Source organism: Rothia sp. HMSC069C04, assembly GCF_001812895.1.
Classification (GTDB): domain Bacteria; phylum Actinomycetota; class Actinomycetes; order Actinomycetales; family Micrococcaceae; genus Rothia.
Window position 1 is genome coordinate 1 of sequence record NZ_KV810739.1, and the last position, 11,709, is coordinate 11,709.

Sequence of the window (11,709 nt, forward strand, 5' to 3'; positions counted from 1 at the left end):
TATTTATAGCGTCCAAGTTTCGGGGCGCAGTTCAGTTTAGGGAGCCGGGGTCTTTAGTGTGTTGGGTCTTTGCTATGTTCTGTTAGCTGGCGAGGATTTTAGCGGCCGAGCATGCGGCGGTGGCCGGTTTCGGTGTCGTTGCCCTTGTCGCGGGTGAAGACCTTGCCTACAGCCTTACCTGCGTCCTTGACGCCCTTGAGCAGGGAGCCAGCCACGCCGGAGGAGCCGTCCGAACCTTCGCCGCCCTGTACGCGCGGTGCACGCGGGGTAATCATGAGCTCTGCGGGGAAGTAGGCGGGCGCGTCGCCGAAGGCTCGGCGGGTGTTGCGCACGACGTCCTTGCCGAGGGTCAGGTTCGCGCCACCGCCAACGACTGCGCCCACGCCGAAGGGCAGGGCACGGCCGAGCAGTGCACCGGTCTGGCGGGTGAGGAAGCGGCGGATGAACATGTTTCGGATGGTACGTTCGACGCTGAACATCTTGCCGCTGGAGGAGTTGCCGAGCAGCATGCCCCACTTGTTGGAGACACCGCCTGCCTTGCCGGTCTGCAGCAGCACGGTGTTCATGAGCTGGGAGCCTTCTTCGCCGAGCATGATTGCCATGACCATGGAGCGGGCGGTTTCGGGGTCGTGTACGTGCACGCCGTGCAGTTCTGCGACTGCCTGGGCGTAGAGTGCGGTGCGTTCGAGGTAGCCGCCGACTGCGAGCGCGGACAGGCTCATGGCGGTGACGGTGCCGACGCCGGGCACGAATGCGGATGCGCCGGTGACGCCGCCGATGGCGGTGATGTCACGCAGGTAGGTGCGGTCGAGGCGCTTGTGGATTTGTTCGGGGGTTTCGTCGGGGTGTGCTTCACGCAGTTTTTTGACAATGGACAGCGCGAGCGGTCGTTGCATGCGCAGTACGTTGTCGAGGGTGGTGGTCAGTGCGGGACGGGGGTTGCCGTCTTCATCGAATAGAGACTTCTTCGGGTCAAGCATGCTCTCAGTAAATCACGGCTTGGTGAATTTTTCCTGAATATGGGGCCTGTGGTGGGGTTTGGGGGGTGAAATTTCACCGAGGGCGTGGAGGTTTTTGATCGCTTGTTAGGGTGTTTTGGTCTTTATTTGCGCCCAATTTTAAAGCGCGTAAAATTGTCGTAGATTACACACTATTCATTGTTTGCATAGTGCGTGACCTGCTTCACGGAGATTCGGGTTGCGCCTGATGACAGATAGCGGCTAATACCTCTTCTGAATCCTAAGGAATACTATGACTTCTTCCACCCATACGCCCAATGCTGCGCGTTCTCCCCTGGCGACTCAGGGGCTGGGTGTTGCGTACGCGACCGGCGCGATTATTTCGGCGCAGTTCGGTGCGGCTCTTGCCAAGCAGCTCATGGGCGATTTGGGCCCCTGGGGCGTGGTCGCTCTGCGCCTGCTGACATCTTCTATCCTGCTGTGGGTGTTCTTCCGCCCGCAGATTCGTTCGTGGACCCGTCAGCAGTGGATGGCGGTCATTGTCCTCGGTGTCGCCCTGACCGGTGCGAATGCCTTCTTCTATGTGGCTATTGAGCAGGTTCCGCTAGCAATTGCGGTGGCTATTGAGTTTATGGGTCCGCTGGTGCTGGCGACGGTTATGTCGCGCCGTAAGCTGGACCTGGTGTGGATTGCTCTGTCATTTACGGGCATGGCGATTCTGACTGCTGAGTCCCAGGCGAAGCCTGAAGATTTCGCGTTGATGGGTGTGGTTTTCGCAATCCTGACCGCTATTTCTCGTGCCGCCTATATTCTGGCGACTGAGAAGGTTGGCGCTCTGATTCCGGGTATGGGCGGCATGGTCGTGGGTAACGTTGTCTCTACCCTGCTGGTTCTGCCGTTCCCGTTCCTGATAAGCGGCAATAACCTGTTGAAGGTCACCCAGGATGTGCACCTGCTGGCTATTGGCTGCCTGATGGGTCTGCTGGCTTCTGCCCTGCCGGCGCTGGGTGAGGTTTCTTCGCTACGTCTGCTGCCCGCGCACATTTATAGCGTGGTGCTGTCCCTGGAGCCTGCGATTGCGGCGGCTGTGGGTATTGTGATGCTTGGTGAGGCTACCGGCCTGGTTCGTTGGGTTGCTATTGCTCTGCTGGTGGCGGCGAGTATCGGTATTTCGATTTCTCACGCTCGTGCGCAGAAGAAGGCGCAGGAGGACGGCACGCTGGAGGATGCGGACCATTACCTGCCGGGTGCGGTGGATGCGCACGCGGTGGATATTGCGCAGATGGCGACTAACTCTATTACGATTCCGTCGGCTGAACAGATTAAGGCTGACCGTGAGGCGAAGGGCCTCTAATCTACTGAACTGTAGCCGTGTCAACGGCTTCTAGCCCCCCCCCCCGGGTAACGAGTAGGATAGTATCTCGTGTTGCCCGGGGGGGGCGCGCTCTTTAAACGGCGCTATTGGAGCGTTCGTTCTGCCCCGTAGCGGCACAGCATGCACACGTGGAGAAGTACCGCCTTGTGAGGCGCAGGAAGGAGAATCATGCCGCATACTTCATCTCAACGCCCCGCACTGGGCATTATGTTTGTGCTGATGTCCTGCTCATCGCTGCAGTTCGGTGCCGCGTTCGCGATTACTCTTTTCCCGCTGTTTGGCGCTCTGGCTATTAGTGTCAGCCGCCTGGCGATTGCTTCCATTGTGGTGGGTAGCGCCGTGTGGTTGGCGGCGCGTTGGCGTACCCGTCGCAGGGGCACGATGCCGCCGGGTGCGCTGTCGTGGTCGAAGGAGCAGTGGCATGCCGTCATCATTTTCGGTATGACGTTCGGCCTGATGAACGGCTTCTTCTATTGCGCGATTGACCGCATCCCGATTGGTTTGGCGGTTGCGGTGGAGTTCTTGGGCCCGCTGGCGTTGGCGTCCATGCTGACGCGCAGGCTCCGCGACGCGGTGTGGGTGCTCTGCGCCCTGGCGGGCATGCTGGTGCTCGGCTACGAGGCGGCGGTCGGCAAGGATACCGACTACCTGGGTCTGACGTTCGCGCTGATTGCTGGCGTGTTCTGGGCGCTGTATATTCGCTCTAGCGCGAAGGTGGGTGCCCTGGTTCCGGGTGCGAGCGGCCTGGCGGTGGCGATGCTTGTTGGTGCTGCATTCATTGCCCCGGTGGCAGCGGTTGTTCCGGCGCCTCAGCCGATTTGGAATGCGGCGCAGGATCCGATGCTGCTCCTCATGATTTTTGGTACCGCCATGTTCGCTTCGGTGATTCCCTATAGCGCGGAGCTGATGGCTCTGCGCAACCTGCCGCAGCAGGTGTTTAGTGTGCTGATGAGCATGGAACCGGCGATTGCGGCGATTGCCGGTTGGGCGTTGCTGGATCAGGAGACCGGCCCGATTCGTTGGGTGGCGATTTTCCTGCTGATGACTGCAAGTGTGGGCATTACGCTGACCACCACCAAGGGTAATTCCCACAAGCAGAAGGATGACGGCAAGGATCCCGTCCCCATGCCGCTACCCGAGTAAAGCCAAAGTCCCGAGTAAAACCAAAGTCCTGAGTAAAAATCCAAATTCTGCCGGCGTACGGCGTGCGGCGTACAGAAAGCCCTATAGAAAACTCATAGAAAAAACCGTTGAGGCGGGTACCGGCTAGGTACCCGCCTCAACGGTTTTGTATGTCAGGTTTAGCTCTCGGCCAGCTCGTTCAGCAGGTCGCGCAGCTCATCGGTGGTGAGCACCTCCGCCGGATGCGGACCCATCGCGTACAGCCGGTCCTGGGTGTCCTCGTCCAGCTCGCGGGCGGTGCCAACCAGCACGAGGTTGCCTTCGTTCTGCCCGCTGAGCATGGAGCTCTCGCACAGGCACCACACGTGGTCAAAGACTTCCAGCATGGCGGTTGCCTGCAGCTGGAAGAAGGGCAGACCCGCGTCGTCGCCCACGTTGATGGCGACCATGCCGCGCTCGCTCAGGGCGTCCTTGAGTTCGCGGTAGAAGTCGCGGTTCGCCAGGTGGGCGGGTGCGTCCATGCCGGTGAAGATGTCGAGGATAATCGCATCGAAGCCGGGCACGCCCAGCAGTTCGGGCAGGTTCGCCAGCTGCTCGCGGGCATCCCCCACCACAAGCTGGCAGTCGGTGCCTGCGGGTAGCGGCAGGCGGTCCGTCACGAAGCCCATGAGCTCGGGCTCAATATCCACGGCAACCTGGCGGGAGCCGGGGCGGGTCGCCTGAATGTAACGCACGAGGGTGAGCGCACCGGCGCCCAGGTGCGCGGCGGTGATGGGTTCGCCGGCGGGTGCGAGCGCATCCACCGCGTTTGCGATGCGGCGCAGGTACTCGTAGAACACGTAGTCGGGGTTCTGCACGTCCACGTGGGACTGCTCGGCGCCACCGATTTCGAGGACGTAGCCGTGGTCGCTGAACCCGTCCGGGTGGATTTCGGCGCGCTGACCGCCGGAGAGCTGAATGTGCGCCACTACTTCACGCCAGCTTCACGCTTGAAGGTGCTGACCAGGTCGTCCACCGAGGAGGAGGAATCCAGACCCTCAACGACCTTGTCGTTCACGGCGAAGGTGGGGGTGCCCTTCACACCAATCTTGACGGCGTGCTCGTAGTCGCGCTGGATGGGCTTGACGGTGTCTGAGGCTAGTAGGACCTTGTCGAATTCTTCGGTATTCAGGCCCAGTTCCTTGGCGTAGTCATTGAAGAGGGTGCGCAGCTTATCGCGTTCTTTGATGTTCTTCCAGTCGTTCTGGGTGGCGAAGAGCTTGTTCGCCATTTCAACGTGCTTACCCTGAGCTGCTGCGGCTTCTACGGCGAGCGCGGCGGGTACGGCGTTGGCGTGCATGTTCAGCGGCATGTGGCGCACGGTCACGTTCATGATGCCGTCAAGCTTCTTGGCGGCTTCTTCAAACTTAGGTTCTGCCTTAGCGCAGTAGGGGCACTGGTAGTCGGTGTACAGGGTTGCGGTGCCTGCACCGGGTACTTCGCGGTTGAGGCGGTAACCGACGTAGCCGTCATCGGCGGTTGCCGAAGCAGTACCCGAAGGGTCAGCGGATGCCGAAGCGCTCGCGGATGCACTTGCCGAGGTAGCGGCGGTGCTTGCAGATGCGCTCGCCGAACCGCTCGCAGACGCCGATGCGGAAGGCTGGGAGGAGCTGGAACCGCATGCGCTCAGCCCCAGGGCGGCGGCGGGCACTACGCCCAGTAGCAGGGTGCGGCGGTTGAGGGGTGAAGTCATGGTGGTTCCTCTCTCTACGGGTGGCGGGCTGGCCTGTTTGCTACATCTGTGGTTGATTAATCTGTGGTTGATGTGCACTCTGAGGTGCTGTCAGCCGCCGTGGGTATAGGGTTTATTGTATGCCTCTGCCCTGAACTTTCCCTATCTTCGGGCGGGTTTGCGGGGTGAATGCAGTGCACACCATAGCCGCCCTGTCGCCTGCTCCCAGCTGCGGGGCCGGTGTTGAAAGTAATTAGCCTCTCCCCCGCCTTTTTGGTACTATTGCGGGGTATGCACTGTTCACCGGTTGCTTTCGGGCAGTTGAGAACGGCAGCATATGCGCCTCTATAGCTCAGGGGTAGAGCATTTCCCTCGTAAAGAAAAGGTCGTGGGTTCGAATCCCACTGGGGGCTCCACATCCGCCGTAACGCGTGCCGGTTTCCGGTGTGTTGCGGCGGTTTTTAGCATCTGAGAGTTGTCGTTTTCTCGAAGATGTCACCGTCGAACTTTAGGAGATTCTCATGTCTTCTCGATCCGCATCCGCTAAGCGCCAGAGTGGCCGTGCGCAGGCAGGTCGCGCCGCTGCGGGCTCTGCACGCCCGATGAGCCCCACGATGCGTTTTGCTCTGGTGTACGTGCTGGCGCTGGTGGTTTCCCTGGCGGTGTGGTTCTTCTACCGTTCCGTGTATGAGGATGACACCTCGTTCCTGGTGCCGATTGTGATTTCCTTGGTGACTTCGTACGTGTGCGCTCATGCGCTGACGGGCGGCAAATCGCCCCGCAACTAGACCGCCGACCAGCAGCCCGCCAGGCTGTAGCCTCGTGAGGTTTCAGGCAGACAAAAGCCGCGCATCCGGTTCCCCGCTCGGGGGTCGGATGCGCGGCTTTTTACGTGTGTACTTTAGACCAGCGCCTTACTTGGATGCGCGCTGGAAGTCGCTGTCGGTCTTGCCCCACAGGCCGTAGACCTTGGCGAGTTCCTTGACCTTCTTTGCACGCAGGTAGCGCGGCAGGTAGGAGCCGTCGCGGGGGCCGTCGAGGGGCACGTCGAGCATCTGGTGTGCTTCTTCGATTTCGAGCTCGCTCGGGGAGAATGCCGCGTTGATGGTCTCAGCCTGGCGAATGTCGAGGGTGATCTTACCGGTCATGCCGTGGTCGTTCGCGTAGCCGCATGCCTTGGAGAGGTCAGCGCCGTATGCGCCGAGGGTCGGGCCGTCGATGGGGCCGGGCAGACCACCCAGGGTGGAGGCGATGACCAGCTGCGAACGCACGTAGGCGAGCGCCATGGGGGTTGCGGAGGAGCCGGTGTCGCGGCGGTAGTCGCCTGCACCGAATGCGAGGCGGAAAGTGCCGATTGCGCGCGCAATTTCGACGGAGTGGTGCACACCGAGTGCAGACTCGATCAGCGCGATGATGGGGGTTCCGGGGGGCAGCTCGGCTGCGGTGCGGTCAATGTCGGTGGCGTGCTCTGCGGTGGCGAGCATGACGCCTCGCAGGCCCTTCACGTTCTTGAGGGCCTTGACGTCCTTCCACCAGTGTTCGGTGGTGATGGCGTTGATTCGCACCCATGCGACGACGCCGGAGTTGAGCATACGGACGACCTGTTCGCGGGCGGCGTCCTTCTCTTCGGCGGGGCAGCCGTCTTCGAGGTCAATGATGATGGAGTCAGCCTCAGATTCGAAGGCCTCTTCAAAAACTTCTTCAGTGGAGTTGGCGCGCACGAGGAACCAGGAACGAGAGAGGCTGGGGCGCAGCTGACGCGCACGCTCATTGCGGTGGAATTCAAACATGGTGTGTGACTTCTTCCGTGAATTGTATATGCATTGGGTTGTGCCGTAGAGGGGCAGGAAAAAGCCTGCGGTTCTTCCGCGCGTACCATCGCATTGTGTCGTCACCTCCATTGTGACGGAACCGCATAAGAAGTGTCCTACACCTCTTCTTTAAGCGTATCGCCTGTTGAGGTGCACATCAAACTAACCCGCCTGTTGACCGCAATTTAGGCCCTGTGTTATGCCTCAATCAGCTGGGTGCGGCCCACGGGGATTCCATCGTCGAAGGTCAGCTTGCCGGCGGCTTCCTTCTGGGCGCGCTGAATCAGACGCTCAGCGTCTTCAATGTGCTGGATGACGGTTTCCACGCGGCGGTGCACGCTCACCTGGCGGTCGCATCCGGTGGCACAATTGCCGAAGCAGCGTGCCATGGCGAGCGCTTCGGCGCAGAGTGCCACGGCGTTACCTGCCTTGGAGAGGGCGCGGTTCAGGTCGGAGTAGGTGCCGAACGGGGAGGCGGGAATATCGCCGTCGCTGGGGGCGAGGCGGTGCGCTTCCATGGCGACTGCACGCACGCGCGGGATGAGGTCGGCGAGCGCGTTTGCATCCGGCACGATGAGCTCGATCATGGAGTCGGATGAGTCGGTTGCCGCTAGGCGTTCGAGGACCTGGTGGAAGCGGTCGATACCGCGAATGAACCGGTCGTGGGATCGGCGCCAGATGCCTTTGCCGAGCTCGGCGTCGTCGCGGCGCGATTGCAGGTAGCTTTTAAGTCCCATGTGCCCTCCTCTGCGTGGTGTGTGTGCCGTGTTGGTTGGTCGGTGGAGGCTGCCGGCGATGGGCTCTGCGGCGACCCGCAAACCTCCCTATACTTAGGTTACCCTAAATCTCTTTTGGTGACGAGATGTCAGCAGTCAACTGTTTATTTCAAACCCAGATTTTCTTCACGCCGCTCACGCGACGCTCCCCGCAGCGCCAGTCTAAAATGGCACCGGCCTAAAATAGCACCGCAGGGGCGCAGCGATTTCTAGACCATGCGCAGCACAATCTTGCCGCGATGCTGACCGGAGTCGAAGTATTCGTGGGCGGCAGCCGCCTCCTCCATGTCGAAGATACGGTCCAGACCCACGCCAATCCTGCCGGATTCAATCAGCGGCAGCACGTGTTCGCGTACACCTCGCAGAATCTCAGCCTTCTGATGATCCGAACGGGTACGCAGGCTCGTAGCGTGCACCGACAGGCGGCGGGAGAGCATATACCCCAGGTTCACTTCTGCTTTGGCGCCGCCCATCAGACCGATAATGCACAGGTGCCCGCCGTCGGCGAGGGTGTGCAGATTGTCGTCCAGGTACTTTCCGCCCACGACGTCGAGGATGTAGTCAGCGCCGCGTCCGCCAGTTTCAGCCAGCAGAACTTCACGGAACGAATGTTCTGTATAAATAATGGGTTCCGCACCTAGTAAGCGCACATATTCTGCTTTTTCCTCGGTTCCCACGGTTGCAAACACGCGGGTACCTACGGCGAGCGCCAGCTGAATAGCGTGCACACCGATACCGCCGGTACCACCGTGCACGAGCACCACCGCGGGTTCACCGTCTTCCTTGAGGTTTTCGGCGGGGTTCATGCTCATACCACAGGTGAGAACCAGGTTCGAGTAGACGGTTGCCGCGACTTCGGGAATACCGGCGGCTTCGGCAAAACTCAGCTGTTCGGGTACGGGCAGCACGTGGTCGACCGGTACGGTCACGTAGTCGGCGTAGCCGCCTCCAGCGAGGAGCGCCATGACGGGGGTGCCGCAGTTCTCCACGGAGGCGCCTTCACCGACCGCTTCAATGACGCCGGCTACTTCGAGGCCGTAGATGGCGCTCGCGCCGGCGGGCGGCGGGTAGAATCCGCGGCGCTGCAGGGCGTCGGCGCGGTTGATTCCGGCGGCGTGAACACGGACGAGAACTTCGTGGGATCGGGGTACGGGGGCGGGGACTTCGCTGATTGTCAGAGCCTCAGGTCCGCCGTGACTGTTCTCAATAATTGCTCTCATGAGTCCTCCTCATTGCCGGAAGCACCATCGTTGGTGCGCGATTTACAGAAAGCTTATCGCATGAGATAATCTCGTAGTGCCCTGCGGCACGGTATTGCCATAAAATGCCGGTCTCTGGTGCGTATGGATGGTTGTCCGAGCGGCCGAAGGAGCTGGTCTTGAAAACCAGTAGGCGGTGACCCCGTCTCAAGGGTTCAAATCCCTTACCATCCGCGTTATAGCTTCTGCTCCACGTGTGGAGCGCAAAGAGCCCCGTTCCTCGTATTGAGGAACGGGGCTCTTTGCATACGCCGTTTTGAGTTACCGGAGGGCGTCGTCAGTTGATTTGTGACAAGGCATTCGCAATATACATGAAGAGGGCGGCGATACCGATGAAAAAGCATAGCCCCAGCCAGTTGAGAATACGACCCGCTAGGGCAGGTACACCGTGCCTCTGCGCTACCCACCCCTGCCAGATACCCAGGATGTTCAGCACCGGCGCGGCGAGAGCTACCTGCAGACCACTTTCTCCAAGACCCTGGACAAGCAACCAAAACCCTAGAACGAAAGACAGCGGGCTGAGGAAGCCGAAAAGCAGGGAGAAGTTCGCAGCCCTTTTACCGTCTTGTGTTCCTTGCACAGCGGGAGGTTGCTCGCTCGCAGGTTGCTCCCAGTCGTCCGTGCCGTCAGTCTCCGGCTGTTGGCTGTCATCCGCTTGGTAGAGCTTGGCGTATTCAGGGTTGTTATCAAAATCTTCGTTATTTTGGGGTAGCTGCGACATCGCATCCACAACCTTTCAGGATCTACACGCGTTAGTTGAATACCTCAGCCTGGTGCTTCGCAAAAACCTATTCGCCGTTGAACCACGCCCACACAATCAGTACGTACACGAGGACAAGCTTGGCGATAGCTATCCAGCTCAGGATTCGACCCGCAAGAGAAACTACGCCGTAACTATCCGCTTCCTTAGCTTTATGTAGACCAAGGACACTTAAGATGATGGTGGGGATACCGAAAAACCACGGACCCGACACCATGATGTTGATGAGGCTGAGCACACCGAAAGTGAGTGAAAGTTGGGAGGCTCGTTCCCCTAGATTAGTCGCTGTTTTCCCACCGCTCTGCATCATAGGGGGCTCTTCAATATCAGCACCCTGTTTGTGGCGATGAGGTTTCGAGCGCAGACCAGCTGCTGGGTCGGAATACGGGCCTAGGATTGGATCCTGCATCGTTGCATAATAACCTTTCAATACCGGGTGTTACGTGTCTATCGAAGTGAGAGAGCGCTCAGGCTCGTCGACGGGCCTGCATCATTGAAGCCGTACAGAGCAAACCCAATCATTATGATGAAGCCGACGATGGCGATGACAATGACCATCCCTATCCCACTGAGAAACAGACCCACGTTGGCGTCCTCACCGTGCTGTCTTGCCACTCGTGCTTGCCAGAGACCCAAGAAGTTCAGTAATGGCGCAGCAATGATTATTGGCATGCCGATACCAAAGCCATGGGAAACCCACCAAAACGCTAGGGCGAGAGCAAGCATACCGAAGACACCGAAAATCAGGGAGAGATTTGCGGCTTTTTCGCCAGGGCCCATCTTCCACACGCTCGAAGAGAACTCACTCGCGGGTAGCGGCTGGTCGTCCGTACCAGACTGCACGCTGTCGTTCCCCCGGTGGTCTTGGCGTATTCGGGGTTGTAATCGAAGGCTTCATTGTTTTGGGGTAGCCGCGACATCGCATCCACGACCTTTCACATTCCACACGAGGGGGTGTTAACTTCACCCTAGACCTTCCCCCGCACGGGAACAAGCATGTCAGGACCATTCCACGAAACATACGGCATATACACAGCAAAGCCCCGATCCTTGCGTTGAGGAACGGGGCTTTTGCGTACCCTCCAATGAGGGTGAAAGTGTTTAGAAAAGTACCAGCATCTGCGCAGTCTCCACGAGCCTAGAATTTGCGGCAGAATCAGAAAGAGCCAGCATAATCGCCAGCAGCATACCGCCACCAAAAAGCACCAGGAACATGCCACCAATGACTACGCTAATCCAGTTCAAGATACGCCCAGCCGAAGCAGCCGCGCCAAAACGTTCTGCCTCGTTCGCCTTGAAAATACCGATAACACCCAGAATCAGGGAAGGCAGACCAAACAGCCACCAGCTGAGAGTCACTATACACGCCAAGCTGATAATACCCAGCACCGTGGAAGTCTGAGCAGCCTTCTCACCGGCAAGCTGCTCGGGGGTCTTCTGAACAATGCCAATAGGAACCATCATGGGCTGACCGTACTGGCCGGGCTGCTGGTACTGCTGACCGTACGGGTCGTACTGATTCTGACCATACGAGTCTTGGCCGTACGAATTCTGACCGTACTGGTCATAAGAATACTGATCGTAGGAGCTCTGCCCGTACTGACCGTAAGAACCCTGACCGTATTGGCCATACTGACCGTACTGAGTGTTCTGCCCGTACTGGCCGTTCTGGTTGTACTGCTCGTTCAGACGGTTGTAGTCCGGGTTGTAGTCGTAGGGGTCTGAACCCCGAGGATTCTGAGACATGGCATCTCACTTTCGTACGGCTGGTGTGTGTTAAACAGTATTCACCCTAACCTATCACCGAAACGGGTACAACTACATCTGTCGCACAAACCCGCGCAATACATTTTAAGAGGGCAGTAGAGTGCCAGCTGGTACGCGAAAGCCCCGCTCCTCAATACTGAACTGCCTCCCGTTTCTTGGACATCGAAAA

The 11,709-nt window shown here is 59.3% G+C and carries 13 protein-coding genes and 2 tRNA genes; 5 read left to right on the forward strand and 10 right to left on the reverse strand.

The features are described 5' to 3' along the window. Positions 1-98: 98 nt before the first annotated feature. On the reverse strand, positions 99-980 hold the full coding sequence (locus tag HMPREF2879_RS05080; RefSeq protein WP_070634962.1) for a di- and tripeptidase: 882 nt from the start codon (positions 978-980) through the stop codon (positions 99-101). A gap of 271 nt (positions 981-1,251) precedes the next feature. Between HMPREF2879_RS05080 and HMPREF2879_RS05085 the strand changes: the two genes are divergently transcribed. Continuing rightward, a complete protein-coding gene (locus HMPREF2879_RS05085) occupies positions 1,252-2,313 on the forward strand; it encodes an EamA family transporter (protein ID WP_012902817.1) in 1,062 nt (353 codons plus the stop codon). Positions 2,314-2,502: 189 nt separating this feature from the next. Continuing rightward, positions 2,503-3,477 carry an EamA family transporter gene (locus HMPREF2879_RS05090; protein WP_070634963.1) on the forward strand — a complete coding sequence of 325 codons (975 nt, stop codon included), beginning with the start codon at positions 2,503-2,505 and terminating at the stop codon, positions 3,475-3,477. Positions 3,478-3,635: 158 nt separating this feature from the next. On the opposite strand, the gene HMPREF2879_RS05095 is transcribed toward HMPREF2879_RS05090, so the two are convergent. Together HMPREF2879_RS05095 and HMPREF2879_RS05100 are read right to left on the reverse strand one after the other, a co-directional pair. Further along, positions 3,636-4,424, reverse strand: a complete 789-nt coding sequence (locus HMPREF2879_RS05095; RefSeq protein ID WP_049340381.1) for a spermidine synthase — start codon at positions 4,422-4,424, stop codon at positions 3,636-3,638. Beyond that, on the reverse strand, positions 4,424-5,188 hold the full coding sequence (locus tag HMPREF2879_RS05100) for a DsbA family protein (RefSeq protein WP_049353203.1): 765 nt from the start codon (positions 5,186-5,188) through the stop codon (positions 4,424-4,426). The genes HMPREF2879_RS05095 and HMPREF2879_RS05100 overlap by 1 nt, the downstream gene beginning before the upstream one ends. Before the next feature lie 320 nt (positions 5,189-5,508). On the opposite strand from HMPREF2879_RS05100, the gene HMPREF2879_RS05105 reads away from it, so the two are divergent. Then, positions 5,509-5,583, forward strand: a tRNA-Thr gene (locus HMPREF2879_RS05105). A gap of 105 nt (positions 5,584-5,688) precedes the next feature. Then, the gene (locus tag HMPREF2879_RS05110; RefSeq protein WP_005504446.1) at positions 5,689-5,955 is read left to right on the forward strand and encodes a hypothetical protein; all 267 of its coding nucleotides are present in this window, start codon (positions 5,689-5,691) and stop codon (positions 5,953-5,955) included. A gap of 126 nt (positions 5,956-6,081) precedes the next feature. Here the strand turns inward: HMPREF2879_RS05110 and HMPREF2879_RS05115 are convergent, their stop codons facing one another. The 3 genes from HMPREF2879_RS05115 to HMPREF2879_RS05125 all read right to left on the reverse strand — a co-directional run bounded on the left by HMPREF2879_RS05115 (position 6,082) and on the right by HMPREF2879_RS05125 (position 8,974). Continuing rightward, positions 6,082-6,957: an HpcH/HpaI aldolase/citrate lyase family protein gene (locus HMPREF2879_RS05115; protein WP_070634964.1), complete on the reverse strand. Its 876-nt coding sequence runs from the start codon at positions 6,955-6,957 to the stop codon at positions 6,082-6,084. Between the two features lie 218 nt (positions 6,958-7,175). Further along, entirely contained in the window at positions 7,176-7,715 is a 540-nt protein-coding gene (locus HMPREF2879_RS05120; protein WP_049358270.1) for a hypothetical protein, read from the reverse strand. Positions 7,716-7,963: 248 nt separating this feature from the next. Continuing rightward, complete coding sequence (locus tag HMPREF2879_RS05125; protein WP_049340389.1) at positions 7,964-8,974, reverse strand: NAD(P)H-quinone oxidoreductase; 1,011 nt, start codon at positions 8,972-8,974, stop codon at positions 7,964-7,966. 125 nt (positions 8,975-9,099) lie between these two features. Between HMPREF2879_RS05125 and HMPREF2879_RS05130 the strand changes: the two genes are divergently transcribed. After that, positions 9,100-9,187 (forward strand) — tRNA-Ser (locus HMPREF2879_RS05130). A gap of 103 nt (positions 9,188-9,290) precedes the next feature. On the opposite strand, the gene HMPREF2879_RS05135 is transcribed toward HMPREF2879_RS05130, so the two are convergent. From HMPREF2879_RS05135 to HMPREF2879_RS05150, 4 genes are all read right to left on the reverse strand, one after another. Continuing rightward, entirely contained in the window at positions 9,291-9,734 is a 444-nt protein-coding gene (locus HMPREF2879_RS05135) for a hypothetical protein (RefSeq protein WP_049353995.1), read from the reverse strand. A gap of 67 nt (positions 9,735-9,801) precedes the next feature. Continuing rightward, positions 9,802-10,083, reverse strand: coding sequence for a hypothetical protein (locus HMPREF2879_RS05140; RefSeq protein WP_049353199.1), 282 nt, complete (start codon positions 10,081-10,083; stop codon positions 9,802-9,804). Between the two features lie 137 nt (positions 10,084-10,220). Beyond that, on the reverse strand, positions 10,221-10,616 hold the full coding sequence (locus tag HMPREF2879_RS05145) for a hypothetical protein (protein WP_070634965.1): 396 nt from the start codon (positions 10,614-10,616) through the stop codon (positions 10,221-10,223). Between the two features lie 258 nt (positions 10,617-10,874). Beyond that, positions 10,875-11,519, reverse strand: coding sequence for a polyprenyltransferase (locus tag HMPREF2879_RS05150; protein WP_049358267.1), 645 nt, complete (start codon positions 11,517-11,519; stop codon positions 10,875-10,877). Between the last annotated feature and the right edge of the window lie 190 nt (positions 11,520-11,709).

Excerpts from the sequence above, each read along its gene's own strand:
- HMPREF2879_RS05080 (WP_070634962.1), bottom strand. The coding sequence starts at position 980 with ATGCTTGACCCGAAGAAGTCTCTATTCGATGAAGACGGCAACCCCCGT.
- HMPREF2879_RS05085 (WP_012902817.1), top strand. The coding sequence starts at position 1,252 with ATGACTTCTTCCACCCATACGCCCAATGCTGCGCGTTCTCCCCTGGCG.
- HMPREF2879_RS05090 (WP_070634963.1), top strand. The coding sequence starts at position 2,503 with ATGCCGCATACTTCATCTCAACGCCCCGCACTGGGCATTATGTTTGTG.
- HMPREF2879_RS05100 (WP_049353203.1), bottom strand. The coding sequence starts at position 5,188 with ATGACTTCACCCCTCAACCGCCGCACCCTGCTACTGGGCGTAGTGCCC.
- HMPREF2879_RS05110 (WP_005504446.1), top strand. The coding sequence starts at position 5,689 with ATGTCTTCTCGATCCGCATCCGCTAAGCGCCAGAGTGGCCGTGCGCAG.
- HMPREF2879_RS05115 (WP_070634964.1), bottom strand. The coding sequence starts at position 6,957 with ATGTTTGAATTCCACCGCAATGAGCGTGCGCGTCAGCTGCGCCCCAGC.
- HMPREF2879_RS05120 (WP_049358270.1), bottom strand. The coding sequence starts at position 7,715 with ATGGGACTTAAAAGCTACCTGCAATCGCGCCGCGACGACGCCGAGCTC.
- HMPREF2879_RS05125 (WP_049340389.1), bottom strand. The coding sequence starts at position 8,974 with ATGAGAGCAATTATTGAGAACAGTCACGGCGGACCTGAGGCTCTGACA.
- HMPREF2879_RS05135 (WP_049353995.1), bottom strand. The coding sequence starts at position 9,734 with ATGTCGCAGCTACCCCAAAATAACGAAGATTTTGATAACAACCCTGAA.
- HMPREF2879_RS05140 (WP_049353199.1), bottom strand. The coding sequence starts at position 10,083 with ATGATGCAGAGCGGTGGGAAAACAGCGACTAATCTAGGGGAACGAGCC.
- HMPREF2879_RS05150 (WP_049358267.1), bottom strand. The coding sequence starts at position 11,519 with ATGTCTCAGAATCCTCGGGGTTCAGACCCCTACGACTACAACCCGGAC.